The sequence below is a fragment of the Microvirga subterranea genome, from assembly GCF_003350535.1.
GTDB lineage: Bacteria > Pseudomonadota > Alphaproteobacteria > Rhizobiales > Beijerinckiaceae > Microvirga > Microvirga subterranea.
Window position 1 is genome coordinate 582,546 of record NZ_QQBB01000002.1, and the last position, 25,306, is coordinate 607,851.

A 25,306-nucleotide genomic window follows, 5' to 3' on the forward strand; every position below is an offset into this window, starting at 1 on the left:
TTTCAGGCTCCTTGGATGACGAGATCGGGGCGTGGAGCGGCAGACTCAGCCGGGCCCGAAGCGCCTCGCGCCCGAAGGGCATTGAGCGTGACCAGCGTCGACGAGCCGGACATGGCAAGGGCGGCGACGAGGGGGGTCACATAACCGAGAAAGGCCAGTGGCACCGCGACGAGGTTGTAGACGAGGGCAATCCTGAGGTTCTGCTGCATCAACCGATGGGCGCGCCGCGAAATCGCGACCGTCTCGAGAACCGGACGGAGACGATCTCCCAGGAATACGGCATCCGCCTGCGCCTGGGTCAGGTCCGCAGCCGAGATCGGGGACAGCGATACGTGCGCGGAGGCGAGGGCCGGCGCGTCGTTCAGGCCGTCGCCCACCATCATGACCTTCCGGCCGTCGGCTTTGAGGGCCTCGAGAGCCTCGATCTTTTCCGCAGGGTTGCAGCCGCCGCGCCACATTTGGATCCCGAGCGCCGCTGCAATCGGAGCGACTGCTTCCGGCCGGTCGCCTGAAAGAATACGGCAGTCGAGCCCACGTTCCCGCAACGATCGGACGACGTCGACCGCATCCGGACGCAAGGCTTGCTGCACGAGAAGGATGGCTCGTTTTTCGCCCCAGGCAAAAGCGATGACTGAAGCGCTTGGCCAGTCCGCGGCCGCATCGCGCGCAAGTTCCTCTGCGCCGCAAAAGCCGGGACTTCCGAGGCGCACTTCCACTCCGTCAACGACCGCATGGACACCCTGTCCGTGCTCCTCGACAGCGCCATCGAACGGACGGCGGTTGCGCGCCTCCTGGGACACGGCGGCTGCGAGGGGATGATGGCTCGAGAGACCGAGCCGCGCCGCCGCTTCTAGGAGGTCCGGAGCTAAGGTCCCGGCATTGACGACGCGCATCTCGGGCAGCGTCAGCGTGCCCGTCTTGTCGAAGACGACCGTATCCACGACGGCCAGACGCTCCAACGCGTCACCTGCATTGAGGAACACACCTGCACGGAAGAGTGCGCCGGAAGCCACGACCTGCACGACCGGTATCGCAAGAGCGAGCGCGCACGGGCAGGTGATGATGAGAACCGCGACGGCCGTGATAATCGCGTCGTGGACGGAGGAGCCGGTGGCGATCCAGACGATGGCCGTCAAGGCGGCGGCCAGATGGACCACCGGCGCATAGGCACGGGCGACCCGGTCGGCAAGCTGGACATAGCGTGACTTGGCTGAAGCGGCGTTCGCGAGAAGCCGCTCGACTTCGTCGAGCAGCGTCCCTTTGCCGGCGGCCGTCACGCGGAGCGTGAGAGTTCCATCGTAATTGAGGCTGCCGGCGTAGACCCGGCCACCAACTTCAGTAGCCCGGCGAGCGGTCTCTCCTGTCACGAGGCTTTCGTCGATTTCGGATGCTCCTGACAGGACGATTCCATCCACGGCGATGCGCTCTCCCGGACGGACAAGCACCTTGTCACCGGGATCAAGGGCAGCCGTCGGAACAAGAACGACCTCGCCATCCTGCCCGATCCGGTGTGCGACCTCCGACTTCAAGGCCGCAAGGTTACCCGCAACGGCGCGGGTCTTGCGTCGCATGGCTTGGTCGAGGTAGCGGCCGCACAAGAGGAAGAATAGGAGCATGACCACCGAGTCGAAGTAGGTATGCTCTGCGTGATTGAGGGTCTCAACCACGGACATGGTGAGCGCGAGCATGATGCCGATGACGATCGGCACGTCCATATTGGTGCGGCGATTGCGCAGGGCCCCGAGCGCGCTCCGGAAGAATGGCTGGCCGGCATAGGCGACGGTCGGCAGCGCGATCAGAGCGGCAAGCCAATGAAACAGGTCACGCGTTTCCTGGGTGATATCGGTGACGTTTCCGGACCACACGGACACCGCCAGCAACATGATGTTCATGGAGGCGAAGCCGGCGACGGCCAAGCATTTCAGAAGCCATTGCGCCCGCCGTGCCTCTTCCTCCTCGACGAGGCGAGACTGGAACGGATGAGCGCGGTAGCCCAGGCGGCGAAGCTCTTCCACCAGCATTGAGGGCGCGACGGCGCCATCCCGCCATTCGACGGACAGACGATGGTTCGTATAGTTGAGGCGAGCGTCCAGGACGCCATCGAGGCGCTCCAGCCCATCTTCGATCTCATCGATGCAGGCGGCGCAATCGATACCCTCCACTGCGAGGTCCAGATGAGCCGTTCCGTCGCCCGGACGCTTGACGAAGACGGAAAGATCGAGAGCTTCAGTCATCGGACCGCCTCAGAGTGTTACGCGGCTCTTGGAGCGGAAGGCCGTGTCTCCATCGCGCATCAATTCGATCACAAGATCCCATTGTCCTTTTGGCGCAGCGGCCAGGCCCTGGAAGCGACCCGCTTCGGTTTCGTTTAACTCAAGAGTGACGTCGCGCCGTCGGTCCGTCGGATAGGAGAAGCGAGCGACGGGGGTCAACCCTGAGATGGGGCGGGCCTCCGCGTCCTTGACCGTGACGATCACCTGCGTTCCGTCGGCATTTCTTTGGAGAGTGACATCGACCCCCCAATGGCGGGCATCCTGAGCGTGAGCTGCCGTGACATCGCTCATGAAGTTAAGCCCAGCCTTGTAGGAACTCTCGGTCTCCACGCCTCCGAAGCTCGAAATAGCGACGCGGATCAGCACCACGTTCATGGCAAAGATGATCCCGAAGAAGGTTACGAGGCACGCCAGGACCATCCGGCCGGTGAGCTGGCGTGGCGGACGTGAAGGGGCGAGAGAGGCCGACATCGGTTGGTTCCTATCGAGGAGCTTTGAAATGGTCGTTGGCATAGGCGGCCTCACCGCTGGTGAGATCGGTGATGACGAAGCGCACATCCGTCGTCTCGCCGGGGTGTTCTCCCACGGCCGTAACGAGGACCCTCATCTCCAGGGTCTGGTCGGGACCAACGCTCACGATCGGGCGGCCCTGCTGGTCGATCCGGCCGGCGACCACGTCGACCTGAGCACCGGGAAGACCTTCCACATTCAAGGTATAGCTGCGCTCTTCCAGGTGCTTGTTTGCGACACGGACGGTGTAGGCATTGCGGATCGAGCCGTCCGAGAGGCGCACGAAGACCGGATTTCGATCATGCATCACGCTGACGTCGATCGACGTGCGCATGGCAAGGGCTGCGAGCATGACGAAGCCGACGACAGCGATCATGCCTGCATAGAGAATGGTTCTGGGGCGAACGATGCGACGTATCTCGGGCCGACCCTCGATTCGCGCCTGGACGTTCATATCCGTGTCGTAGGCAATGAGACCCGTCGGGCGGCCGATCTTCGCCATGACGGAGTCGCAGGCGTCGATGCACAGGCCGCACTGGATGCAGTCGAGCTGGAGCCCGTTCCTGATGTCCACTCCGGTCGGGCACACGGCCACACATTGGACGCAGTCGACGCAGTCGCCGGCAGGGAGCCCCTGCTTCCGAAGAGCGTCATTTTTCTTGGCCGATCCGCGGGGCTCCCCACGATCATAACGATAGGTCACGTTAAGGGCGTATTCGTCGGTCAGCGCAGCCTGAATGCGGGGCCAGGGGCACATGTAGGTGCAGACCTGCTCGCGCATGAAGCCCGCCAGCGTGTACGTCGTGAAGGTGAGGATTCCGATCCAGATATACGCGACGGCTGGAGCCTGAAACGTCGCAAGATCCTTCACCAGGGTTGGCGCGTCTGAGAAATACAGGACCCAGGCACCGCCGGTCCACCAGGCGATCATCAGCCAGATCGTATGCTTCAGCACCTTCTGTCCGACGGTCTTTACGGTCGGCTTTTCGCCGGCTTTCCGCATCCTCTCGCGGCGGTCGCCTTCGACCCAGCGCTCAACCGCATAGAACAGGTCCGTCCAGACGGTCTGCGGGCAGAGATAGCCGCACCAGATCCGGCCGGCGACTGCATTCATCAGGAACAGAGCCAGAGCGGCAAGAACCAGGAGGCCCGTGATATAGTATACCTCTTGCGGCCAGATCTCGATGAAGAAGAAATAGAACCGCCGGTTCGGAAGGTCGGCTAGGATCGCCTGATCGGGCGCATTGGGGCCCCTATCCCAGCGAATGAAGGGGAGGAGATAGTAGATGCCGAGGGTGATGGCGAGCACGATCCACTTGATCGTGCGGAACCGCCCTTTCACCGATTGCGGATAGATCTTCTTGCGAGGAGCATAGAGAGGTGCTTCCTCGTCAGAGGCGTGAGCCACAGGAGTTTTGGCAAGAGGGGCGTCAGCCATCGAATCCGCCGCGTCATCTCATAGGTTGATGACAATCCCATACGAGAGGTCTCGGCGAGCGGCCTTGATTTGGGTCAAAGCAAAGGGCCGGCAGTCTCCTGCCGGCCCTTCGATGCATTGCGATGGCGCCTGGATCGTCCTCAGCGCCTTTGATCGCCTCCGAGCGAATGGACGTAGACCGTGAGAGCCTTGACCGTCGTATCGTCGAGCCGCTCGTGCCAAGCGGGCATGACGCCGCCACGTCCATTCCACAGCCCTTCCATGATCACGGTCTTGTCGGAGCCGAACAGCCAGATCTGGTCCGACAGGTTCGGGGCGCCGAGTTCCTTGTTGCCCTGGCCCTTGTCGCCGTGGCAGGCGGCGCAATTATCGGCGAAGAGCTTGGCGCCGGCCGCAAGGTCGACTCCCTTCTCGGTCGGAAGGCCCGACAGAGACCGCACGTAGTCCGCGACCTGGGAAAGTTCCTGCCGCTTCAGCATCCCGTCACGCCCGAAGGCCGGCATGGCGCCTTGGTGGCCCTTGTCGGCCGAGAAGCGTGCCCCGTGGCGGATGGTCTGCTCGATTTCAGGGAGCGACCCGCCCCAGAGCCAGTCGTCGTCGTTCAGGTTCGGGTAGCCCTTGGCGCCGCCGCCGCCGGCTCCATGGCAGGCCGCGCAGTTGTCGCCGAAGGCGGCTTTCCCCTGGGCCCGGGCGAAGGCGAAGAGTTCCGGGTTCTGCTGGATCTCCTCGACCGAGGCCTGAGCGAGCTTCGCCGTCATTCCGGCGCGTTGTGCCTTGAGAGCATCGAGATCCTGGACGATGGCGTCTCGGGATTGCCAGCCGAGAACCCCTGTCGTGTAGGACGATACCAGAGGCCAGGCCGGGTAGGCGATGCAATATCCGATGGCCCAGACGATGGTGACGTAGAACGTCCAAAGCCACCACCGCGGCAGAGGATTGTTGAGCTCCTGGATATCGTCCCAGGTGTGGCCGGTCGTGGTCACGCCCGTGACGGCATCGACCTGTTCATGGGTTTCGTGAGCCATGGATCAGTCCTCCTGGAGAGGCATGCGGGCCGCTTCATCGAAGCGGTCCTTCCGCGAGGGAGCGAGGGCGTAGACCAGCACGCCGAGGAAGACCAGGACGAAGTAGAGAAGCCCCCAGGTCTGAGCGAAGCCGGCGAGGAATTTATAAGTTTCGAGCATCTGTGCCTCCTCAGCGCACGTTCGCCTTGTTGTCGTAGAGCTTGAAGTCCACCTGGGTTCCCAGCATCTGCAGGTACGCGATCAGGGCGTCCGCTTCGGTGATCCGCTGGGGATTGGCGTCGTAATCGCGCGCCGCCGCCTTCGGGTACCGCTGCGCCAGAGCCGCCGCATTCGGGTCGTCGGTCGTAGCTTGGATCTTCAGGTCGACGTCGGCCTTCGCGATCATGTCGGGCGTGTAGGGCACGCCGAGGGCGGCCTGCACCTTCATGTCCTCCGCGACGCGCTCCACGTCGATCTCCCGGTCGGAGAGCCAGGGATAGCTCGGCATGATCGAGCCGGGCACCACCGCGCGAGGATCCTTCAGGTGGTCGCGATGCCACTCGTCCGAGTACTTGTTGCCGACACGGGCGAGGTCCGGGCCGGTGCGCTTGGAGCCCCACTGGAACGGCCTGTCGTACATGCTCTCGGCTGCCAGGGAGTAGTGTCCGTAACGCTCGACCTCGTCGCGAAGCGGCCGCACCATCTGGCTGTGGCAGTTGTAGCAGCCTTCACGCACGTAGACATTGCGCCCGGCGAGCTCGAGGGGGGTGTAGGGCCTGACGCCCTCCACCTTCTCGATTGTGCTCTTCAGATAGAAGAGAGGTACGATTTCCACCAAGCCGCCGATCGATATGACGAACAGCACGCCGATGACGAGGATGATCGAGTTGGTCTCGAAGATCTTATGACGGGACCAGAGTGACATGGTCGGTTCCTTTACTCCGCGGCCACGAGGACCGGCTGCGCGGGAAGGGCAGCTTCCTCAACGCTTTCAGCCGTAGTGATCGTCTTCCAAATGTTCCACGCCATGATCAGGCTGCCGATCACGAAGAGGGCGCCGCCCATTGCGCGGATGACGTAGAAGGGGTGCATTGCTTCGACGGTCTCGATGAACGAGTACTCAAGGAAGCCGAGGCTCGTGTAAGCGCGCCACATGAGGCCCTGCAGGATGCCCGCAACCCACATCGCCGAGATGTACAGAACGATGCCGAGGGTCGAGATCCAGAAGTGCCAGCTGACGGCCTTCATCGAATAGAGCTCCTTCTTGTTCCACAGCCACGGAACGAGGCAGTAGATCGCTCCGAAGGAGACGTAGGCGACCCAGCCCAGAGCACCGGAGTGCACATGGCCGATGGTCCAATCGGTGTAGTGCGACAGGGAGTTGACTGCCTTGACGGACATCAGCGGCCCCTCGAAGGTCGCCATGCCGTAGAAGGCCACAGACACCACCATCAGGCGCAGAACCGGGTCCGTGCGGAGCTTGTCCCAAGCCCCCGAGAGGGTCATGAGGCCGTTGATCATGCCGCCCCAGGAGGGCATCCAGAGCATGACCGAGAACACCATGCCGAGGGTCTGCGCCCAGTCGGGCAGGGCCGTGTAGTGCAGATGGTGAGGCCCGGCCCAGATGTACATGAAGATCAGGGCCCAGAAGTGGATGATGGACAACCGGTAGGAATAGACCGGCCGCTCCGCCCGCTTCGGAATGAAGTAGTACATGATGGCCAGGAAGCCGGCGGTCAGAAAGAAGCCGACCGCGTTGTGGCCGTACCACCACTGAACCAGTGCGTCCTGCACGCCCGACCACACGATGTAGCTCTTGGGCGAGAAGATCGAGACCGGGATGGAAGCGTTGTTGCCGAGATGAAGAACCGCGATCGTCAGGATGAACGCGAGATAGAACCAGTTCGCCACATAGATGTGCGGCTCCTTGCGGCGCATGATCGTGCCGAGGAAGACGAGCAGGTAGGCAACCCACACCACCGTGAGCCACAGATCAGCGTACCACTCGGGCTCGGCATATTCCTTGCCCTGGGTGATTCCGAGCAGATACCCGGTTCCGGCAATGACGATGAAGAAGTTGTATCCGAGAACCACGAACCACGGCGTGATGTCGCCTACCAGCCTGGCGCGGCAGGTCCGCTGCACCACGTAGAGCGAGGAGGCGATGAGTACGTTGCCGCCGAAGGCGAAGATGACCGCGGAGGTATGGAGCGGCCGCATGCGGCCGAACGACAGCCAAGCCGTGTCGAAATTCAGCGCCGGAAACGCCAGCTGGAGGGCGATCAGCAAGCCGATCGTGAAGCCCGCGATGCCCCATATGACAGCCGCAATGGTGCTGAATTTGACAGGTCCCATATTGTAGTTGGGCTTGCCGCCGATCGTCAGCGGCGGCAGTTCCGCTGGGCGATCGTAGTAGCGGTTTACGATCGTGAAAGCGGATGCCGCGAAGGCAGCCGTGAAGAGATAGGCATGGAAAGCGTATTCAGGCGTGTACGCCTTCGCCGCGATGATGAGGCACAGGAATGCCAGGACGGCAAAGGTCAGGGAGGATCCCGCCTCGCCGAATGTCATTTGTTTCGTAGGGGCTGCTGCCGCGTGAGCCATAGGCCAGAACCTTCTTACGGACGAGCAAGGCAGAAAGCTTCGCTCTTAATCGAAGGCTGTAGGTGTCGCGGGCCGGAGAGGCATTGATTCAGATCAAGGGCTCCCCATGGAGGGACCGGCTCCTAGAGGGGTGCGGCGTTGCGGATACGACCTTATGGTGAGAGGCGCCCGGTCGATTTGGAACCTCCCAGTGGGCCAAGGCTTTCCGCTAAGACCTGATCCTCAGCGCCCAGGAGCTGCCATGTGGAGCCACGAATCGGACCACGGCCCCGAGTTCGGCGATCTCGTCGTGGTGATCATAGGTGCTTCGAGCGGGATCGGGAGGGCAACGGCCCGCGAGTTCGCGAGGCGCGGTGCGCGCCTGGTTCTTGCCGCGAGACGTCGTGAATTGCTTCGGGAGGTCGCCCACGAGTGCGAGCGCCTCGGCGCTCAAGCGATTGCGGTCCCGACGGACGTCACGGATCCGGACGCCGTCTCCAACCTCGCAGATGCCGCCAAGACGTCTTTCGGGCGCATCGACGTCTGGGTGAACAATGCCGGAACCGGAGTCTTCGGCCCTTTTACCGAGGGACGAATTGCGGTTCATCGTCAGGTGATCGAGATTAATCTGCTCGGAACGATGTACGGCGCCGCAGCCGCCCTACCGATCTTCCAGCGGCAGGGGCATGGCGTTCTCATCAACAACATCTCCATGGGCGGATGGGCGCCAACGCCATTCGCCGCCGCCTACACCGCAAGCAAATTCGGGCTTCGAGGCTTCACATCGAGCCTCCGCCAAGAGCTGAAGGATCATTCCGGCATCCATGTCTGCGCCGTCTTCCCCTCGATCATCGATACGCCCGGCTTTGCCCACGGAGCGAACATGTCGGGCCGCGAACTCGAACTGACTGGGACGATCTATCCACCCGAGAAGGTGGCAGAGGCCGTTCTCGGCCTCGTCAGGCGTCCGAGGGACGAGGTGGCGGTGGGCTGGCCGGCCCGGGCGGCGCAGATCGCCTATGCGCTGGCACCTGGACCAACGGAGGATCTCATGGGCGCGGCGGTGCGTCGCTACCTCCGGAGAGCGCCTCCGGCCCCCAGGACGGAAGGGGCCGTGATGCATCCAGTCCCTTACGGGACCGGAGCGAGCGGAGGGCTTCGACAGAAGCGCAAGTCCGGAATCCATCTGTTGGGGCGGTCCCTCGGCCTTGCCTTTCTGGGGGCTCTTGCAGGCTTCGGAGGGGCCGCACTCGCACGAAGGTTGCCTTCTCGAGCGGATGCCTAGGAGGCACGGTTGCGGACTGGAACATTTCCGAAGCTTGGCCGTTAGTAGACGCTCTCGTACGACCGGCTTTGCTCATGGCTTTTCGGCTGATCTGCTTGATTATGGTGTTGATCGCCTCCGTTCCGGGTGCTGCCGGGGAGATGCCGACGATCAAGATCGGCCTGCTGAGGTTCGGTACAGTCGCGTGGGAGCTCGATACGATCCGGCATCACGGCCTCGACCGGAAGCACGGGATCATGGCAGCGCCGGTGGAGTTCGCCACGAACGAGGCTGCCAAGGTGGCGCTTCAGGCTGGCGCCGTGGATATGATCGTGACCGACTGGCCATGGGTTGCCCGCCAAAGAGGCGAGGGGGGCAGTTTCAGCTTTATGCCCTATTCGACGGCCGTTGGGGTCCTCATCGTTCCTCAGGCGTCCAGGATTACTGACGTTTCGGAACTCAGAGGGAAACGGGTTGGGGTTGCGGGCGGACCTCTCGACAAGAGTTGGCTGCTGCTGCGCGCCTTTGCCAAAAGGAACAAGGGACTGGACTTGGCCAAGGAGGCGGAGCCCGTATTCGGGGCGCCTCCTTTGCTGAATGAGGAACTCGCAAGAGGGCGTATCGATGCCGTCCTAACCTACTGGCACTATGCCGCGAGGCTTGAAGCGGCAGGAGCCAGGCCAGTGCTGACGGTGGCCGACATGATCCGGGGGCTCGGCGTGAAGGAGGAGATCCCAATGCTCGGATATGCATTCCGGGAGGGCTGGGCATCGGAGCATCCCGAAGCGCTCAAGAGCTTCATCGATGCCGCTCGCGAAGCGAAGGCTGTGCTGGCGTCGTCCGAAGAAGAGTGGAAGCGCCTCGCACCCGTCATCGGCGTCGGCGATGACGCAACCCTTGATGCGCTGCAGTCAGGATATCGTGCCGGCATTCCGCACCGATGGACGGGCGATGAGAGAAGGGCAGCGACCCGACTTTATGATATCCTCCGCGATATCGGCGGCGAGCAGCTCGTCGGCCAGGCGACCACGGTAGATCCCGGAACGTTCTGGCCGGCGGTCTCGTATTGAGGTTTCCGGTGCGCACAGTCGATCTGAGGAGCGGTGCGGGGTGGCAGGGAATCGTCTCCATCCTGCTGTTCATCTGCTTGTGGCACATCAGCGCCCTATGGGCCGGTAGCCGCCTCTTCCCCGGGCCCGTATCGGTACTGTCCAGCCTCCTCCAGGAGATCGAAGAGGGAGTATTGCCCTATCATCTGGCTATCACTCTCGCACGGGTCGCCCTGAGCTTCGTCATTGCGATGGTGACTGGCACCGCTCTCGGAATCGTCTTGGGCCGCTTTCGAGGGCTGGACCGCTGGCTCCACCCGTGGCTGATCATCCTTCTCAATGTTCCGGCCGTGGTCATCATCATTCTGACTTACGTCTGGCTTGGCCTCGTCGAGACGGCTCTGCTGGTGGCTGTCGCAGCCAACAAGATTCCAAACGTGGCCGTTACCCTTCGTGAGGGAGCGCGGGCTCTCGACAAGGACTTTGCGGAGGTGGCGCAGATTTACCGGTTTCGACCAGCGGTCACGGTTCGCGAAGTCATTATTCCGCAGCTCGCGCCATACCTGCTCGCGGCAGGACGCAACGGTCTCGCGCTGATCTGGAAAATCGTGCTTGTCGTCGAACTCCTCGGACGTTCGAACGGGGTTGGTTTCCAGCTCCAAAGCTATTTTCAGCTCTTCGACGTGACGCGGATCATTGCCTACGCGGCAGCATTCGTCCTTTGCGTGCTGCTCATCGAGCTTGCCCTTTTTGCTCCGCTTGAGCGCCGTATTGAGCGGTGGCGTCGATGAGCCTGAAGATCGACGTCGTCCGGAAAATCTATGCCCGCCAAGGTGATACGCCTGAACGGGTGTTGTTCGAGGGCCTCTCCCTTGAACTTGCAGACGGTGAGGTATGTGCCCTCGTTGGCCCGTCCGGTACCGGAAAGACGAGCCTGCTTCAGATGGTTGCGGGATTGGATGAGGACTTCACCGGAACGATTGAGGGGCGGCCGCCGGACATCGGATACCTCTTTCAAACCCCACGGCTCTTTCCTTGGCGAACGGCCCGCCAAAACCTGGAACTGGTGCTCCCGGGAAGGGTGGAGAGGGCAGGCGAACTCTTGGCGGAGGTCGGTCTTGCGGGATCGGAGGACGTGTATCCTCAGCGCTTGTCGCTTGGAATGGCGCGAAGGGTCGCGCTTGCCCGCGCCCTCGCAGTCGAGCCGAAGCTCCTCCTGCTGGACGAGCCATTTGCTTCTCTCGACACGGCTACGTCCAAGGGGATGCAGGACCTCGTGTCGGCTCAGTTGCAGCGATCACGCCCGACCACGCTTTTGGTAACGCACCATTGGCATGAGGCTGCCGCGCTTGCGGACCGTATCGTCGTCATCGACGGCTCTCCCGCCAGAATCGTAGAGAACCGTGCGGTGCTGAGGCCGAGGGCTGCAGAATGAGGTGGTTCCTTGTGCTGGTAGCGCTCTTCCTAGCCGGATCTGCAGCCGCGGACACTCAGACCATTCTCGTCGGACTGCTCGCTCAAGAGCGGGATGCGGCCCAGCCAGTCTCTCCCCTCGATCGCGATAGCTCGGACGAGGGTGTAGCCGGTGCACGGCTCGGCATTGCTGACAATAACACCACCGGACGGTTTACGGGGCAGCGCTTCGTTCTGATCGAACGAACCATCCCGCGTGGCAGCAATCCGACGGATGCCGTACGAGCCCTTGCAGAGAAGGGGGTGAAGTTCGTGATCGCGGATCTCGATGCATCTCTTCTGCTCGAGGCAGTGTCCACCCCAGAGGCACGCGATCTTCTTTTTCTCAACACTCGGGCGAGTGAGGATGCGCTTCGTGCCGAGTCCTGCCGGCCGAACCTTCTCCATACAGCGCCCAGTCGGGCGATGCTGGCGGACGCATTGGCGCAGTATCTGATGTCGAAGCGCTGGCGGCGCTGGTTCCTCGTGACGGGCAGGAGCCCTGGCGACAGGCTCATGGCTGACGCCGTACGCCGCGCTGCAACACGCTTTGGGGCTGAAATTGTTGTCGAGAAGGAATGGGCTTTCAAACCCGGAAACGCCCGGACCGACACTGGACACGTGACGCTCCAGACCGAGATCCCGGCCTTCACCCAGGTGGCCGACTACGACGTTCTCGTCGTGACCGACGAGGCAAACGAATTCGGCGAGTATTTGCCCGACCGAACCTTTCGGCCGCGTCCCGTTGCCGGCACGCACGGCCTGAAGGCGACGGCTTGGAGTCCCGTATCCGAACAATGGGGAGCGGCGCAGCTACAGGACCGTTTCGAAAGACTTGCAGGCCGGATGATGGGGGCGTTGGATTATGCGGCTTGGACGGCGGCAAGGTCGGTCGGGGAGGCTGCCTTCCGCTCGCGCAGCAGCGATCCTGCCGTGATGACATCGTACCTCCGTAGCCCCGACTTCATTCTTTCCGGCTTCAAAGGGCAGGGGCAGAGCTTCCGTCCATGGGATGGGCAGATGCGCCAGCCGGTTCTGATCGCGGGCCCGCGCATGCTTGTCTCCGTTTCGCCTCAACCCGGATATCTGCACCAAGGATCCGAGCTGGATACCCTCGGGTTTGATGGGAGGGAGAGCCGATGCAGGTTTTGATCGGCGCTGTTCTGATGCTCGCCATCGCCGTAAGCGCGGCCTCGGCGGAAACCGTCTATGTCTCCAATGAGCAGGACAACACACTCTCTGTGATCGATGGTACCTCGCTGACGGTCGTCGCGACGATCCCCGTAGGGCGGAGGCCGAGGGGCATCGGCCTCAGTACCGACAGGCAGAAGCTCTATGTTGCAGTGGGCGACGACAATAGGATCGACGTGGTCGACCTGAAGACGCATAAGGTCGGGGGATCGCTGCCGTCGGGCGACGATCCAGAGCTTTTTGCCGTCCACCCGGATGGCAGACGCCTCTTCGTGGCGAACGAGAATGACAATCTCGTCTCCGTGCTCGACATTCCGGAAAGGCGCATCATCACGGAAGTCGAGGTCGGCGTCGAGCCGGAGGGCATGGGCGTCAGCCCGGATGGGCGCTTCGTCGTGAATACGTCCGAGACAACGAGCATGCTGCACGTGATTGACGCCGAGACTCTCGAGCTCGTCGACAACGTTCTTGTCGATACCCGTCCGCGGGTTGCCCAGATCTCGGCCGACAACCGGCAGATCTGGGTTTCGTCCGAGCTCAGGGGATCTGTCTCGGTATTCGACGCCGCAACCAGAGAGCCTTTGGCGAAGATCGGGTTCGAAATCCCAGGCGTCCCGCGTGAGCTTGTTCAAGCGGTGGGAATTCAGCTGACCGCGGACGGCTCGCGGGCGTATGTGGCTCTTGGGCCAGCGAACCGTGTGGCCGAGGTCGATGCCAAGACATTCAAGGTGCAGCGGATGTATCTTGTGGGCCAGCGGGTATGGCATATAGCCCTGTCACCGGACGGCAGCCGACTCTATAGCGCCAACGGCAACTCCGGCGACGTTTCCGTCATCGATCTAAAGGAAAAGGAAGTGCTGAAGTCGATCGGCGTCGGGCGCTCTCCGTGGGGCGTCGTCGTAGCACCATGACAGCTCTGTTCGTCCAGGGGGTGAGCCATGGTTTTGGGCGGCGGCAGGTACTTTCCGACGTGACCTTTTCGATCCCACCCGCGACGATGACTGTTCTGCTTGGCCCCAACGGGGCGGGGAAAACCACGCTGGTGTCCTTGGTGACAGGACTTTACAGTGCACATCATGGAGATATTCAGGTTTTCGGACACTCCATGCGCGAGGCTCCCCTGCTTGGCTTGGCCAAAATGGGAGTCGTCTTTCAGATGCCGACTCTCGACCCAGATCTCACGGTCTCCGACAACCTGGCCTATCATGCCGCCCTGCATGGCCTGTCACGATCTGATGCCCGTGAGCGCGAGAGGATCGAGCTCGAACGACTTGGCATCCCGGACCGTCGCCTAGAAAAGGTCCGTACCCTTTCCGGCGGGCTGAGGCGACGTGTGGAGCTGGCCAGAGCCCTTCTGCATCGGCCAAGCCTGTTGATCGTTGACGAAGCGACGGCAGGGCTTGATGTTGCCTCAAGGCGGCTCTTCCTGGAGCACGTTCGTATCCTCTGCCAGGAAGGCATCAGCGTGCTGTGGGCAACTCACATGCTCGATGAGGTTGCGCCTCACGATCCGCTCCTGGTTTTGCATCAGGGGAGGCTGTGCTGGTCCGGCAGAGCGGCGAACCTAGCCGCCGGAACGTCGCTGGCGGATGCGTTCCTCTGGCTCACAGGCGGCAGCAAATGACGATGCGGCATGCGATGCGCGCACTTGGCGGCATTCTTCGTCGCGAGATGCTTCGTCTCTTCGGCCAGAAAGGACGCCTTGCTGCGGCAGTCGTGCGGCCCCTCGTCTGGCTCGGCATCTTCGCCGCGGGATTTAGGGCAGTGCTCGGCCTGTCGATCATTCCCCCCTATGAGACCTATATCCTCTACGAGGTTTACATTGTCCCGGGACTCGCCGCGATGATGCTTCTGTTCCATGGAATGCAGACCTCGCTCTCGATGGTCTATGATCGTGAAATGGGGTCAATGCGGGTTCTGCTCACGGCCCCGCTTTCGCGCTGGTGGCTTCTGGCGGCCCGGCTCTTTGCAAACGCCGTCACGGCTCTGCCGCTCGTCTACGTGTTCCTCTTCCTGTCGCGCTTCTGGGAGGTTCAACCGCCGATGCTGGGTTATGTGCTGGCTCTTCCGGCATTTCTCATCGCCGGGCTTATGCTGGGAGCCGTGGGATTGGCGCTGTCCTCGCTGATCCGCCAGCTCGAGAACTTCGCCGGAGTCATGAACTTCGTGATTTTCCCAGCATTTTTCGCGTCGACCGCGCTCTATCCGCTTTGGCGGTTCGAGGAGGTGAGCCCGGCCCTCGCAATCGTGGCCCAGCTCAACCCTTTCACCTACGCGGTCGAACTGATCCGTTTTGCGCTTTACCTCAAGGTAAATCTGTTTGCCTTGGCGGTGTGTTGCTGTGCTTTCCTCGGCTTTTACGCCCTTGCCGTCGTCGGATACGATCCGGGTCGAGGCTTCTGGGCTCGCCGTGGGGCCGAATAGCAGATCAGCCGGAACATAGATGAAGCTAAACCGTTGACTCGTGCCGACGCATCTGGCGGCGGACATCAGTGTTCGGAGAGCCTGTTGTGAGTCAAAGGCGGGCGTATTTAGGCTTGTTGGTGGGCTTGTGGAGCCTAGCGGGGCTCTCGATGGCCCAAAGCCAACCCTCTTCATCCTCCCAGCCAGCCGCTCCACCCTTTGCCGTTTCATCGGATGACGCGCAATGGACGATGCCAACAAAGAACTATGCAGGCACACGCTACAGCGAGCTTGCGGAGATCAACACCGAAAACGTCAAAAACCTGCAGGTGGCGTTCACGTTCTCGCTTGGCGTCAATCGAGGGCAGGAGTCGTCGCCACTCGTTGTCGGCGGTACGCTCTATGTGGTATCGCCCTACCCGAACATTCTTTACGCGCTCGATCTCACTCAGCCTGGCGCCCCTTTGAAGTGGCAATACAATCCCAAGGCGATGGCCGCGTCACAGGGGGTTGCCTGCTGCGATACGGTCAATCGGGGGCCGACCTACGCTGACGGCAAAATCTTCTTCAATACGCTGGACGCCTACACCGTCGCCGTGAACGCCGAGACCGGCGAGGAACTCTGGAAGACCAAGATCGGCGAGATCAACATGGGGGAGACCATGACGATGGCTCCCTTGGTGGCAAAGGACAAAGTCCTCGTCGGCATTTCTGGTGGCGAATATGGTGTGCGTGGCTTCATCGAAGCGTTGGACGCCAACACCGGCAGGAGCGTCTGGAAAGCCTACAGCACCGGGCCCGATCAGGACGTGAAGATCGGCCCTTCTTTCAAACCCTTCTACGATCAGGACAAGGGCAAGGATCTCGGCGTCGCGACATGGCCGCCAAGTGCATGGCAGCAGGGTGGCGGCAGTGTGTGGGGTTTCGTCACCTACGATCCTGACCAGAACCTGATCTTCTATGGAACGGGCAACCCTGGGCCCTGGAACCCTAACCAGCGTCCGGGCGACAACAAGTGGACAGCCGGCGTATTCGCTCGAGATCTCGATACCGGTGAAGCGCGCTGGTACTATCAGTGGAACGCGCACGATCTTCACGATTGGGATGGCATCAACGAGAACATCCTCGTCGACCTCACCTGGAACGGTCAGCCGCGCAAGGTCCTCGTTCATCCGGACCGAAACGGCCTATTATATATTGTCGACCGCACCACGGGCGAGGTTCTCTCCGCCAACTTCTACCATGCCGTCAACAGCCACACCGGCGTCGATCTCTCCACCGGAAAAGTGAAGGTCGTTGCGGACAAATACCCGGTGCAGGGTCGGGTCCTGCGGGGGGTCTGCCCGACGGCGCCCGGCGCCAAGGACTGGAGCCCGTCCGCCTTCTCGCACAAGTCCGGCCTTCTCTACATCCCGCACAACAACCTCTGCATGGATTGGGAGAGCATGGAGGCGAACTATATCGCCGGAACCCCGTATGTGGGTGCCGAGGTCCGCTCCATCCCCGGCCCTGGAGGTCACATGGGTGAGCTCTCAGCCTGGGATCTCATCCAGGGTAAGGAAGTCTGGACCATCAATGAGCGATTCCCGGTCTGGGGCGGGGTCGTGGCGACGGCGGGAGACCTCATCTTCTATGGCAACATGGAAGGCTGGTTCAAAGCCGTTGACGCCCGCACCGGCGAAGTCCTTTGGCAGTTCAAGACGTCCTCCGGGATCATCGGTCAGCCGACCACCTATCGAGGCCCCGACGGCAAGCAGTATGTCGCGATACTGTCAGGCGTCGGCGGATGGGCAGGTTCGATCGTATCAGGCGATCTCGACCCTCGGGACGGCACCGCTGCGCTCGGCTTCGTAAATGCCATGCGTGACCTGAAGAACGTCACGACCAAGGGGGGCACCCTCTATGTGTTCAAGCTCCCTTAAATGGGCCGTGCTGGCCACCATCTTCCTGTCGCTTCCCACAGAAGCGAGGGAGCTTCGCGTCTGCGCAGATCCCAACAATCTGCCGTTCTCGAACGATAAAGAAGAAGGCTTCGAGAACAGGATCGCGGAGCTGATCGCCGGAGATCTCCGTGCGACGGTAAGCTATGTCTGGTACGCACAGCGCAGAGGATTTCTGAGGGAAACACTCAAAGCCGAGCGCTGCGATGTCGTGATGGGGCTTCCAAGCAACATGGAAGGTGTCCGCACGACTGCTCCCTACTATCGATCATCCTACGTGTTCGTGACGCGTGACGGTGAGCCGGAGGTTGCCTCCTTCAACGACGAGGCGCTTCGCCACAGGGTCGTCGGAGTTCAACTCGTCGGGGATGACGGATGGAACACGCCGCCCGCGCACGCCTTGAGCCGACGTGGAATAGTAGACAACGTTCGCGGGTACCCGCTCTATGGTGACTACAGGTCCCCGAACCCGCCGGCACGCATCATACAAGCCGTTGCTGAGCGCGAGATCGACGTTGCCGTCGTCTGGGGGCCGCTTGCCGGCTATTTCTCATCACGCCAGACGGTCCCGCTGCGCTTCAATCCGGTGAGGCCGCAGTTCGACGGGCCAAAGCTTCCGATGGTCTGGGATATATCCGTAGCGGTGCGGAGGGACGACGAGATGTTGCATCAGGAAATCGATGCGGCAATCACACATCACCGTTCAGAGATCGATGCCATTCTTTCCGAGTATGGAATGCCGCGCCTTGATGGAGCTTCGCAGCAGGCAGAGGTGGCTCGATGAATCGGATTGTCGCGCCTGCTGGCATTTTTCTCCTTCTCGTCCTTGGTGCATGCGAACGCGAGGAACGGGCCTTCCGAGCGGATCCCATTGCAACGGAAACCGAGGAGAAGATCGCTCTCGTGCCTCTGTCGCCGGGCAGTGGTCCTCCTGTGGAACACCGGACGGGCAAAGGCAAGGAATACGAGGATAACGCCTACCATGTAGCGCAAGGCAAGAGACTTTATACCTGGTTCAACTGCAACGGCTGCCATAGCAACGGAGGAGGAGGCTCCGGTCCCCCTCTGATGGATGACCGCTGGATCTACGGCGGACAGATCGAGAATATCGTGCAGACCATCAGGGAGGGGCGCCCAAACGGTATGCCGTCCTTCCGCGGGAAGGTCCCCGACGATCAGATCTGGGAACTCGCTGCATATGTACGCTCGATGAGCGGCAACGTGGCAAAGGATGTCGCGCCGGGACGCAATGACGACATGCACCCGCGTCCTGCGGAAAATCGGGAGCCCGATAGTCCGCCGGTCGCGGGTGGCAGCATACCGCCATCCGCCGAAATGCCCCAGTGAGGCTCTCCGATGCATCGGCGCCTTGCCTGCGTTTTTCTCATTCTCCCGCTCGGGGCTTGCCAAGGGTGGCAATCGGCACTCGACACTCATGGCCCAGCCGCCAGCGCCTTGGAGGCCCTTTTCTGGACATTCCTGTCGGTTCTCGGTTTCGTCTGGGTTCTTACGATGGGCGCGGTTGCCCTTTCTCTTCGAAGGCGTCGGCCGGAAGGGGAGGACCCGCTCGTCACCAATCCACGTCGGGAAAGCCGGATGGGGTGGACGATCAGCGGGGCGGTCGCTCTGACAGTGGTCACGGTCCTGACACTGACCGGGCTGAGCTATGCGTCGCAAAAGCACCTGTTCGAGAAGCGGGACGACGTCCTCACGATCAAGGTGACGGGTCACCAATGGTGGTGGCAGGTCGACTATGAGGATTCTCAAGCCGACAAGAGGTTCACGACGGCGAACGAGATCCATATTCCTGTTGGGGAGCCGGTCCTTTTGAAGCTGGAGTCCTCCGACGTCATTCACTCCTTTTGGGTTCCATCACTGACCGGCAAGATGGATCTCATTCCCGGGCGTCAGAACACTCTCCAAATCCAGGCAGATCGGGAAGGCAGCTATCGCGGCCAGTGCGCCGAATTCTGCGGCTGGCAACATGCTCATATGGGTATGCTGATCGTAGCGCGTCCGAAAGCTGAATTTGACGGCTGGCGTGATAACCAAATCCGGGACGCTACGGCGCCTCAGACCGATGAGCGCAAGCGCGGCGAACAGATCTTCTTCTCAAAGCCCTGCGTCATGTGCCACCAAGTGCGCGGAACGTCTGCGGGCGGGAAGGTGGCGCCCGACCTCACTCATGTCGGCAGCCGCCAATATATCGCAGCCGGTACGCTCCCGACGACGCGAGGCAATATCGCGGCTTGGATCGTCGATCCTCAAAGCATCAAGCCCGGTGCTCAAATGCCGGTCATCAAGATTGAGCCCGATGAGCTCGATCCTCTCGTGAGTTACCTGGAGGGGCTGAAATGAGCGATGTACTCGCCACTCATGAGCCGGTCGCGCCAATCGGACGGAAAAGCGAGGCATATGCTCCAGTAAATCCAAGAGAGCTGCGCGATAACCAGATCGACGGGCCGGAGTTGACGACACGCCTCGCAAAGACATGGGGAACGGCTCCGGGCCTCCTTGGCGCCCTTTCCACCGTGGATCACAAGATCATCGGGCGCCGTTATATCACGACCGCCTTCATGTTCCTGTTCCTCGGCGGGCTCTCGGCAGTCTTCATGCGCCTCCAGTTGGCTCGGCCTGAAAACGGTTTGATGGGGCCGGACCTATATAACCAACTCTTCACGATGCACGGTACGACGATGATGTTCCTCTTCGGCGTACCGATCGGGGAGGCGCTTGCCGTCTATCTCGTTCCGCTGATGGTCGGAACGCGGAACATCGCGTTTCCAAGGCTCAATGCCTTCTCCTACTACGTATACTTATTCGGCGGTCTGATGATTTGGATCGCCTTCATGTTGAACATCGGTGCCGATACAGGGTGGTTCTCCTACGTGCCCTTATCCGGACCCGAGTATTCTCCCGGAAAACGGGTGGACTTCTGGGCCCAGATGATCACCTTTACGGAGCTATCGGGTCTCGCCGTTGCCGTGGAAATCGTCGTCACCGTTCTAAAGCAGCGCGCGCCCGGTATGACGCTCGATCGCATCCCGCTTTTCGTGTGGGCGGTGTTCGTGAACTCCTTCGTGATCATTTTCGCTCTGCCGGCGGTGATGATCGCCTCGACAATGCTGATCCTCGATCGTCTCGTTGGCACCCATTTCTTCAATCCGGCGGAAGGAGGAGATGCGCTTCTCTACCAGCACATGTTCTGGTTCTTCGGTCATCCGGAGGTCTATATCATCTTCCTGCCGGCCACCGGGTTCGTGTCCGCAATCGTGACGACGTTCGCCCGCCGACAGGCCTTTGGGTACCTGCCTCTCGTTCTCTCATTGATTGCTACGGGCTTCCTATCGTTCGGTCTTTGGGTGCACCACATGTTCACGGTTGGGCTGCCGCAGCTCGGGGCGAGCTTTTTTACGGCGTCGAGCATGCTCATCGCAATACCGAACGGGATCCAGATCTTCTGTTGGATCGCTACGCTTTGGGATGGACGCCCCGTCGTCAAAACCCCGCTCCTCTTCGTGCTCGGCTTCTTCTTCATCTTCGTCGCCGGGGGCCTTTCGGGTATCATGCTTGCCTCCGTGCCGATCGATACGCAGGTGCATGATACCTACTTCGTCGTTGCGCATTTCCATTACGTGCTGATCGGCGGCAACGTCTTTCCTCTCCTGGGCGCGATCTACTATTGGTTTCCCAAATTCACCGGCCGTATGATGAGCGAGCGTCTGGGCAAGTGGAATTTCTGGCTCGCTTTCATTGGTTTCAATATGGCGTTCTTCCCCATGCACATCACGGGGCTGATGGGCATGCCACGGAGGGTTTATACCTATCAGGCCGAAATGGGATGGGGCACGTTGAACCTTGTCTCCACAGTCGGCGCATTGATCCTGTTCACGAGCTTCGTACTCTTCCTCATCAACGTGATCACGAGCCTGCGTCATGGCATGATGGCCGGCCCGAATCCCTGGGAGTCCGGCACTCTCGAATGGGCGGCTGCGTCCCCGCCGCATCCACAGAATTTCGATCGGATTCCCGTGGTCACGAACCGTGAGCCGCTCTGGGCGGAACGGAGCGCGATTCCCGTTGCCACGGGCCTCAGCGTTGACAATAGAGAACTGATCGTCAGCACCGTCACCGAGGCCCGGGCAGATCTTCGCGAAGCCTCCCCGGAACCCTCCTTGTGGCCCTTCATCGCGGCCGTTGCCACGGCTGTGGCCTTCATCGGCTCAATTTTCACCCCTTGGGCCGTGCTGTGGGGTGGGTCAGCCGTCGGAATCGCTCTGATCGGCTGGTTCTGGCCGAAGGGTGCAAAGGAGGACGAGTCGTGAGGCAGCGCCCCGTTCTCGACGTTTCCGGACTTCCGGAATATGGCTATGGAGCACGCAGTCCGGTCTGGTGGGGTACGGTCGGCTTCTGCGTCCTTGAGGGCATGGGATTCCTGATCGTCATCGGAGGCTATCTCTATCTTGCCTTCCTCAACCAGCAATGGCCGCTGAGCGCTCCTCCTGGAAGCTTGCTCTGGTCAAGCATCCTCACCGTTCTTGCCGTCGTCAGTGTTTGGCCCAACTGGCTGGCTAAGCAAAATGGTGAGCACGAGAATCTGCTCAAAGTCAGACGCGACCTCGTCGTCATGTCGCTGATCGGCTTAGTGCTCATTGTCCTTCGCATTTTTGAACTGGGTGCGCTGCATGTGCGATGGGATCAAAATGCCTATGGCTCGATGGTCTGGATGCTGCTTGGCCTCCACACCGCGCATATCGTAACGGACGTGATCGATACCATCGTCCTGACGGTTCTGATGTTCACCCGCCACGGACATGGCAAGCGGTTCAGCGACGTGAGCGACAATGCGTTCTATTGGAACTTCGTCGTGCTGTCCTGGCTTCCGATCTACGTCCTGCTCTACTGGGCGCCGAGGCTGTGAGGGAGCTATGGCGATTCATTATGCACGGGGAATTCCGTCCGCCGGCATCTTCGCCGGACCGGTAGCATGGCTGCTCAACACCCAGATCAATTATGCGCTGACCCCATGGATCTGCGCTCATCAGGTCATGCTTGTTCCAGTTATTGCGCTCGCGATGGCGGCTATAAGCCTTTTCGGTGGCTTTCTGTCGTGGAGCGCTTATCGGACTTCAAGCGTTACACCCAAGCCGGACTCTACGGGCGCAGGACGTCCTCATCGGTTCGTTGCGATCATCGGCGTGGCAATAGCTTGTCTCTTCTCGCTGGTCATCCTCGTGCAGGGAGCTGGGGGCTTCATTTTCCACGGATGTGAGCGATGAGGGCTGCTCTTGCCATCGTCTTCATCTTATATGCAGGGGCCGGTTTAGCTCACGACGGCTATGACCATGGAGAATGGCTTTGGACTGAAAATCCCCTTGTGCTTGGTCCGCTGGGCCTTTCAGGAGGGCTCTATGCTCTCGGTGTCACCCGTCTGTGGCGGCGTGTCGGTCGAAGTCGAGGTGTCCGGCCTTGGCAGGCCGTATCCTTCGCTCTTGGATGGCTTCTCCTCTTCGGAGCTTTGGTCTCTCCGCTCCATTGGTTAGGCGAGCGCTTGTTCGCGGCCCACATGAGCGAGCATGAAATCATCATGGCTCTGGCTGCACCTCTATTGGCGGTTGCGCGTCCAGTCGGGGGAATGATTTGGGCATTCCCGTCAAGCTTGCGTCCAAGAGTAGGCAGCCTCGGGCGATCTCGGTTGTGGCGCCTATCCGGACGGTGGCTTACAGATCCCGCGATCGCAACTGCGCTGCACGGAGGCGCTCTTTGGGCATGGCATAGCCCGGCTCTCTACGATGCTGCGCTCCAATCATCTATCATTCATTGGGCGCAGCATGTAAGCTTCCTTGCTTCGGCACTGCTGTTCTGGTGGGCTCTCCTCCAAGGCCGCGCCCGTCGACGTGGGTATGGGGTTGCCGTCTTCTATCTCTTTGCAACGGCGCTCCATTCCGGGTTTCTTGGCATCCTTCTGACCTTCGCTCGGGGGCCGATTTATCCGCTCCAAACCTCTGCTGCGCCGCAATGGGGATTGACGCCTCTGGAGGACCAGCAACTCGCCGGTCTCATCATGTGGGTGCCGGCAGGCCTGGTTTATGCTGTTGCGGCTCTCGCGCTCGCCGGCCTTTGGATTGGCCATTCGGGGCTTGCAGGCAGAGGAGGGGGGAATGCTCTCATCACGCGGTAGGCTCCTCACCATTCTAGGCGGAACACTTCTTCTCGCCATCCTTTCGAGCATCGTAGGTCTCTCACGTCCGACACCTCGTCAGCGCCAGTCGATAAAGCCGTCGCCTGCGCCGCCGCTCCACTTGAACAGACGAGCGGTTGCGGTGGGGTTCGCGCTTTGTGCCGCAATTGCGATCGCGGTCTTCACTGGCCGCTGGTACCGGCAGATGGAGGACAAGCGACAGGCTGCAATTGCGTTGACGGGCGGGAATCCTGATCATGGACCTGGATTGATGCTGCGATATGGCTGCGGCGGCTGCCATATCGTTCAGGGCATCGCCGGAGCACGAGGTCAGGTCGGCCCCAACTTGAGTGATGTGTCCCGCCGGATTTACATCGGCGGCGTTACGACGAACTCGCCGGACAATCTCATTCGTTGGATCGTCAATCCCCGTGAGTTCGATCCGAAGACGGCAATGCCCGTTACCGGGATTTCCGAGCGCGAAGCACGCGACGTCGCCGCCTTCCTGTATTCACGTTAAAGCGGTTCCACTCGCCGAACCTATGGTCTTGCAGTGCCCGCCCGCCAGGAATCGAGATCACTGAGCGAGACGTTCGATCCGCACAGAACCAGACCGAGGACGGCATCCTGCGGCAGCCCGGGGGCGATCTTCTCGGCAGCGGTGACGACGCAAGCAGCAGCCGGCTCGCAGAGTACTTTTTCGGTCTGAAGGATCCAGCTTACGTCGGCGAGCATGGGCTCATCTTCAACCAGCACGATCTCTTTCAGGAAGCTCTTGGCAGCCGCGATCGTCCGATGTGTGGCGAAAGGAGCCCCAAGCGTCCTGGCAACCGACGTTGCTCTGATGGTCACCGGCCGGTCGGCTTTGAGGGCTTCCGTCATCGTCTGGGCACCGATGGTTTCAACCCCATAGACCGTCAGATCCGGTCGCTTTGCCTTCAGGGCCGAGGCCACACCGGCCATAAACCCGCCCCCTCCGATCGAGACGAAGACATGGGTCAGATCCGGGACGTCGTCGAGGAATTCAAGGCCGAGCGTTCCATGGCCGGCGATGATGGCAGGATCATCATAGGGATGGACGAAGAGCTTTCCCTCGCTTTGATACGCCTCCGCCTTTGCAAACGCTTCGGCAGCATCCTCGCAGAGTTCAACGCGGGCGCCGAGCTTCAGCGTCAGTTCAACGTTGAATCGCGGAGTCACTTTCGGCATCAGGACGAGGGCGTCGAGTCCGAGGGTCCCCGCGACCTTGGCGAGCGCAATGGCATGATTCCCTCCGGAGACGGTAACCAGTCCACGCCGACGCTCGTCTTCGGACATGGTCATGACCTTGTTGAACACCCCGCGCACCTTGAAGGAGCCTGCCATTTGCAAGGCCTCAAGCTTCAAGGCTGTCCTTCGACCGAGACGTTCCGACACATCCGGGCTTTCGAAAGCAGGCGTACGCCGGACCTTGCCGGCGATGCGGACGCGTGCGGCCTCGATGTCTGCAAGGGAAACGTCAAACTCGGTCATTGTTGTTCTCGTTCTGAAAGAGCGGTGCATTCAATCTCGAGGAGCATGCCATCCGGAAGTCGTCCGATCTCGACCGTGGAACGAGCTGGGTAGGGAGGCGAGAACACGGCGCCGTAGACTTCGTTCATTCCATGGAAGTTGCTGAGGTCCGTGAGGAAGACCGTCGTTTTGACGACTTGGTCCAGCCCTGATCCTGCCTCCGCGAGAATTGCCTCGATGTTACGGAATACGGCCTCTGTCTGGGCCTTGATATCGGCGAACCCAACGAGGTTGCCGTTCTCGTCGAGGGGAAGTTGGCCCGATACGAAAACAAGGTTGCCGGCACGGATCGCCTGTGAATAGGCACCTTTTGGCGCGGCGGCACGGGAAGTCAAAACAGAGTTGCGTGGCATGGCATGCTGTCGAAAAGCGGCTGATCATTGAGGGTATGATAGGTTCCGTCAACCGCACTTCTTGACTTCAGACGTATGAAAAGAATCTTGACGGTTCGAGCCGCATGGTTCGAT

At 61.1% G+C, this 25,306-nt stretch carries 26 protein-coding genes; 17 read left to right on the plus strand and 9 right to left on the minus strand.

Features of this window, described 5'->3' with window-relative positions; all coding sequences use genetic code 11:
- Positions 1 to 2: 2 nt before the first annotated feature.
- From DES45_RS07595 to ccoN, 7 genes are all read right to left on the minus strand, one after another.
- The gene (locus DES45_RS07595) at positions 3 to 2,234 is read right to left on the minus strand and encodes a heavy metal translocating P-type ATPase (protein WP_114769352.1); all 2,232 of its coding nucleotides are present in this window, start codon (positions 2,232 to 2,234) and stop codon (positions 3 to 5) included.
- 9 nt (positions 2,235 to 2,243) lie between these two features.
- Positions 2,244 to 2,744, minus strand: a complete 501-nt coding sequence (locus tag DES45_RS07600) for a FixH family protein (RefSeq protein ID WP_114769353.1) — start codon at positions 2,742 to 2,744, stop codon at positions 2,244 to 2,246.
- Between the two features lie 10 nt (positions 2,745 to 2,754).
- The gene (gene ccoG, locus DES45_RS07605; protein WP_114769354.1) at positions 2,755 to 4,221 is read right to left on the minus strand and encodes a cytochrome c oxidase accessory protein CcoG; all 1,467 of its coding nucleotides are present in this window, start codon (positions 4,219 to 4,221) and stop codon (positions 2,755 to 2,757) included.
- Between the two features lie 140 nt (positions 4,222 to 4,361).
- A complete protein-coding gene (gene ccoP / locus DES45_RS07610; RefSeq protein ID WP_114769355.1) occupies positions 4,362 to 5,246 on the minus strand; it encodes a cytochrome-c oxidase, cbb3-type subunit III in 885 nt (294 codons plus the stop codon).
- Between the two features lie 3 nt (positions 5,247 to 5,249).
- Positions 5,250 to 5,405, minus strand: a complete 156-nt coding sequence (locus DES45_RS07615; protein ID WP_114769356.1) for a cbb3-type cytochrome c oxidase subunit 3 — start codon at positions 5,403 to 5,405, stop codon at positions 5,250 to 5,252.
- A gap of 10 nt (positions 5,406 to 5,415) precedes the next feature.
- The gene (gene ccoO, locus DES45_RS07620) at positions 5,416 to 6,150 is read right to left on the minus strand and encodes a cytochrome-c oxidase, cbb3-type subunit II (protein ID WP_114769357.1); all 735 of its coding nucleotides are present in this window, start codon (positions 6,148 to 6,150) and stop codon (positions 5,416 to 5,418) included.
- A gap of 11 nt (positions 6,151 to 6,161) precedes the next feature.
- A complete protein-coding gene (gene ccoN, locus DES45_RS07625; protein ID WP_210210194.1) occupies positions 6,162 to 7,796 on the minus strand; it encodes a cytochrome-c oxidase, cbb3-type subunit I in 1,635 nt (544 codons plus the stop codon).
- Positions 7,797 to 8,070: 274 nt separating this feature from the next.
- Between ccoN and DES45_RS07630 the strand changes: the two genes are divergently transcribed.
- From DES45_RS07630 to DES45_RS26200, 17 genes are all read left to right on the plus strand, one after another.
- The gene (locus DES45_RS07630; protein WP_114769359.1) at positions 8,071 to 9,093 is read left to right on the plus strand and encodes an SDR family oxidoreductase; all 1,023 of its coding nucleotides are present in this window, start codon (positions 8,071 to 8,073) and stop codon (positions 9,091 to 9,093) included.
- A gap of 101 nt (positions 9,094 to 9,194) precedes the next feature.
- Positions 9,195 to 10,142 (plus strand): ABC transporter substrate-binding protein, encoded by a 948-nt coding sequence (locus DES45_RS07635; protein WP_210210195.1) that lies wholly within the window; start codon positions 9,195 to 9,197, stop codon positions 10,140 to 10,142.
- Between the two features lie 8 nt (positions 10,143 to 10,150).
- Positions 10,151 to 10,912, plus strand: coding sequence for an ABC transporter permease (locus tag DES45_RS07640; protein WP_245571575.1), 762 nt, complete (start codon positions 10,151 to 10,153; stop codon positions 10,910 to 10,912).
- Entirely contained in the window at positions 10,909 to 11,556 is a 648-nt protein-coding gene (locus DES45_RS07645) for an ABC transporter ATP-binding protein (protein ID WP_114769360.1), read from the plus strand. The genes DES45_RS07640 and DES45_RS07645 overlap by 4 nt, the downstream gene beginning before the upstream one ends.
- Positions 11,553 to 12,725, plus strand: a complete 1,173-nt coding sequence (locus tag DES45_RS07650; RefSeq protein WP_114769361.1) for an ABC transporter substrate-binding protein — start codon at positions 11,553 to 11,555, stop codon at positions 12,723 to 12,725. The genes DES45_RS07645 and DES45_RS07650 overlap by 4 nt, the downstream gene beginning before the upstream one ends.
- Positions 12,713 to 13,675 carry a PQQ-dependent catabolism-associated beta-propeller protein gene (locus tag DES45_RS07655; RefSeq protein WP_114769362.1) on the plus strand — a complete coding sequence of 321 codons (963 nt, stop codon included), beginning with the start codon at positions 12,713 to 12,715 and terminating at the stop codon, positions 13,673 to 13,675. Before DES45_RS07650 ends, DES45_RS07655 begins: the two co-directional genes overlap by 13 nt.
- Positions 13,672 to 14,388 carry an ATP-binding cassette domain-containing protein gene (locus tag DES45_RS07660; protein ID WP_114769485.1) on the plus strand — a complete coding sequence of 239 codons (717 nt, stop codon included), beginning with the start codon at positions 13,672 to 13,674 and terminating at the stop codon, positions 14,386 to 14,388. Before DES45_RS07655 ends, DES45_RS07660 begins: the two co-directional genes overlap by 4 nt.
- A complete protein-coding gene (locus DES45_RS07665; protein WP_114769363.1) occupies positions 14,385 to 15,188 on the plus strand; it encodes an ABC transporter permease in 804 nt (267 codons plus the stop codon). Before DES45_RS07660 ends, DES45_RS07665 begins: the two co-directional genes overlap by 4 nt.
- Positions 15,189 to 15,337: 149 nt before the next feature.
- Complete coding sequence (locus DES45_RS07670; RefSeq protein ID WP_114769364.1) at positions 15,338 to 17,089, plus strand: methanol/ethanol family PQQ-dependent dehydrogenase; 1,752 nt, start codon at positions 15,338 to 15,340, stop codon at positions 17,087 to 17,089.
- Positions 17,070 to 17,891 carry a substrate-binding domain-containing protein gene (locus tag DES45_RS07675; RefSeq protein WP_114769365.1) on the plus strand — a complete coding sequence of 274 codons (822 nt, stop codon included), beginning with the start codon at positions 17,070 to 17,072 and terminating at the stop codon, positions 17,889 to 17,891. Before DES45_RS07670 ends, DES45_RS07675 begins: the two co-directional genes overlap by 20 nt.
- Positions 17,888 to 18,454 carry a c-type cytochrome gene (locus DES45_RS07680; protein WP_114769366.1) on the plus strand — a complete coding sequence of 189 codons (567 nt, stop codon included), beginning with the start codon at positions 17,888 to 17,890 and terminating at the stop codon, positions 18,452 to 18,454. Before DES45_RS07675 ends, DES45_RS07680 begins: the two co-directional genes overlap by 4 nt.
- Before the next feature lie 9 nt (positions 18,455 to 18,463).
- On the plus strand, positions 18,464 to 19,465 hold the full coding sequence (coxB, locus tag DES45_RS07685) for a cytochrome c oxidase subunit II (protein ID WP_114769367.1): 1,002 nt from the start codon (positions 18,464 to 18,466) through the stop codon (positions 19,463 to 19,465).
- Positions 19,462 to 21,432: a cytochrome c oxidase subunit I gene (ctaD, locus tag DES45_RS07690; protein WP_114769368.1), complete on the plus strand. Its 1,971-nt coding sequence runs from the start codon at positions 19,462 to 19,464 to the stop codon at positions 21,430 to 21,432. Before coxB ends, ctaD begins: the two co-directional genes overlap by 4 nt.
- On the plus strand, positions 21,429 to 22,028 hold the full coding sequence (locus DES45_RS07695) for a cytochrome c oxidase subunit 3 (RefSeq protein WP_114769369.1): 600 nt from the start codon (positions 21,429 to 21,431) through the stop codon (positions 22,026 to 22,028). Before ctaD ends, DES45_RS07695 begins: the two co-directional genes overlap by 4 nt.
- A 7-nt stretch (positions 22,029 to 22,035) precedes the next feature.
- A complete protein-coding gene (locus DES45_RS07700; RefSeq protein WP_114769370.1) occupies positions 22,036 to 22,386 on the plus strand; it encodes a hypothetical protein in 351 nt (116 codons plus the stop codon).
- Positions 22,383 to 23,288: a cytochrome c oxidase assembly protein gene (locus DES45_RS07705; protein ID WP_114769371.1), complete on the plus strand. Its 906-nt coding sequence runs from the start codon at positions 22,383 to 22,385 to the stop codon at positions 23,286 to 23,288. The genes DES45_RS07700 and DES45_RS07705 overlap by 4 nt, the downstream gene beginning before the upstream one ends.
- Positions 23,269 to 23,808, plus strand: coding sequence for a c-type cytochrome (locus tag DES45_RS26200; RefSeq protein WP_342633512.1), 540 nt, complete (start codon positions 23,269 to 23,271; stop codon positions 23,806 to 23,808). The genes DES45_RS07705 and DES45_RS26200 overlap by 20 nt, the downstream gene beginning before the upstream one ends.
- 20 nt (positions 23,809 to 23,828) lie before the next feature.
- Here the strand turns inward: DES45_RS26200 and DES45_RS07715 are convergent, their stop codons facing one another.
- Positions 23,829 to 24,800 carry a threonine ammonia-lyase gene (locus tag DES45_RS07715; protein WP_170151422.1) on the minus strand — a complete coding sequence of 324 codons (972 nt, stop codon included), beginning with the start codon at positions 24,798 to 24,800 and terminating at the stop codon, positions 23,829 to 23,831.
- The gene (locus tag DES45_RS07720) at positions 24,797 to 25,192 is read right to left on the minus strand and encodes a RidA family protein (RefSeq protein ID WP_114769374.1); all 396 of its coding nucleotides are present in this window, start codon (positions 25,190 to 25,192) and stop codon (positions 24,797 to 24,799) included. Before DES45_RS07720 ends, DES45_RS07715 begins: the two co-directional genes overlap by 4 nt.
- Positions 25,193 to 25,306: the final 114 nt, after the last annotated feature.

Excerpts from the sequence above, each read along its gene's own strand:
- ccoO (WP_114769357.1), bottom strand. The coding sequence starts at position 6,150 with ATGTCACTCTGGTCCCGTCATAAGATCTTCGAGACCAACTCGATCATC.
- DES45_RS26200 (WP_342633512.1), top strand. The coding sequence starts at position 23,269 with ATGCTCTCATCACGCGGTAGGCTCCTCACCATTCTAGGCGGAACACTT.
- DES45_RS07595 (WP_114769352.1), bottom strand. The coding sequence starts at position 2,234 with ATGACTGAAGCTCTCGATCTTTCCGTCTTCGTCAAGCGTCCGGGCGAC.
- DES45_RS07700 (WP_114769370.1), top strand. The coding sequence starts at position 22,036 with ATGGCGATTCATTATGCACGGGGAATTCCGTCCGCCGGCATCTTCGCC.
- DES45_RS07630 (WP_114769359.1), top strand. The coding sequence starts at position 8,071 with ATGTGGAGCCACGAATCGGACCACGGCCCCGAGTTCGGCGATCTCGTC.
- DES45_RS07660 (WP_114769485.1), top strand. The coding sequence starts at position 13,672 with ATGACAGCTCTGTTCGTCCAGGGGGTGAGCCATGGTTTTGGGCGGCGG.
- coxB (WP_114769367.1), top strand. The coding sequence starts at position 18,464 with ATGCATCGGCGCCTTGCCTGCGTTTTTCTCATTCTCCCGCTCGGGGCT.
- DES45_RS07655 (WP_114769362.1), top strand. The coding sequence starts at position 12,713 with ATGCAGGTTTTGATCGGCGCTGTTCTGATGCTCGCCATCGCCGTAAGC.
- DES45_RS07635 (WP_210210195.1), top strand. The coding sequence starts at position 9,195 with ATGGTGTTGATCGCCTCCGTTCCGGGTGCTGCCGGGGAGATGCCGACG.
- DES45_RS07670 (WP_114769364.1), top strand. The coding sequence starts at position 15,338 with ATGGCCCAAAGCCAACCCTCTTCATCCTCCCAGCCAGCCGCTCCACCC.
- DES45_RS07650 (WP_114769361.1), top strand. The coding sequence starts at position 11,553 with ATGAGGTGGTTCCTTGTGCTGGTAGCGCTCTTCCTAGCCGGATCTGCA.
- DES45_RS07600 (WP_114769353.1), bottom strand. The coding sequence starts at position 2,744 with ATGTCGGCCTCTCTCGCCCCTTCACGTCCGCCACGCCAGCTCACCGGC.
- DES45_RS07615 (WP_114769356.1), bottom strand. The coding sequence starts at position 5,405 with ATGCTCGAAACTTATAAATTCCTCGCCGGCTTCGCTCAGACCTGGGGG.
- DES45_RS07645 (WP_114769360.1), top strand. The coding sequence starts at position 10,909 with ATGAGCCTGAAGATCGACGTCGTCCGGAAAATCTATGCCCGCCAAGGT.
- DES45_RS07715 (WP_170151422.1), bottom strand. The coding sequence starts at position 24,800 with ATGACCGAGTTTGACGTTTCCCTTGCAGACATCGAGGCCGCACGCGTC.
- ccoP (WP_114769355.1), bottom strand. The coding sequence starts at position 5,246 with ATGGCTCACGAAACCCATGAACAGGTCGATGCCGTCACGGGCGTGACC.
- ccoG (WP_114769354.1), bottom strand. The coding sequence starts at position 4,221 with ATGGCTGACGCCCCTCTTGCCAAAACTCCTGTGGCTCACGCCTCTGAC.
- DES45_RS07665 (WP_114769363.1), top strand. The coding sequence starts at position 14,385 with ATGACGATGCGGCATGCGATGCGCGCACTTGGCGGCATTCTTCGTCGC.
- DES45_RS07705 (WP_114769371.1), top strand. The coding sequence starts at position 22,383 with ATGAGGGCTGCTCTTGCCATCGTCTTCATCTTATATGCAGGGGCCGGT.
- DES45_RS07675 (WP_114769365.1), top strand. The coding sequence starts at position 17,070 with ATGTGTTCAAGCTCCCTTAAATGGGCCGTGCTGGCCACCATCTTCCTG.
- DES45_RS07720 (WP_114769374.1), bottom strand. The coding sequence starts at position 25,192 with ATGCCACGCAACTCTGTTTTGACTTCCCGTGCCGCCGCGCCAAAAGGT.
- ccoN (WP_210210194.1), bottom strand. The coding sequence starts at position 7,796 with ATGACATTCGGCGAGGCGGGATCCTCCCTGACCTTTGCCGTCCTGGCA.
- DES45_RS07680 (WP_114769366.1), top strand. The coding sequence starts at position 17,888 with ATGAATCGGATTGTCGCGCCTGCTGGCATTTTTCTCCTTCTCGTCCTT.
- ctaD (WP_114769368.1), top strand. The coding sequence starts at position 19,462 with ATGAGCGATGTACTCGCCACTCATGAGCCGGTCGCGCCAATCGGACGG.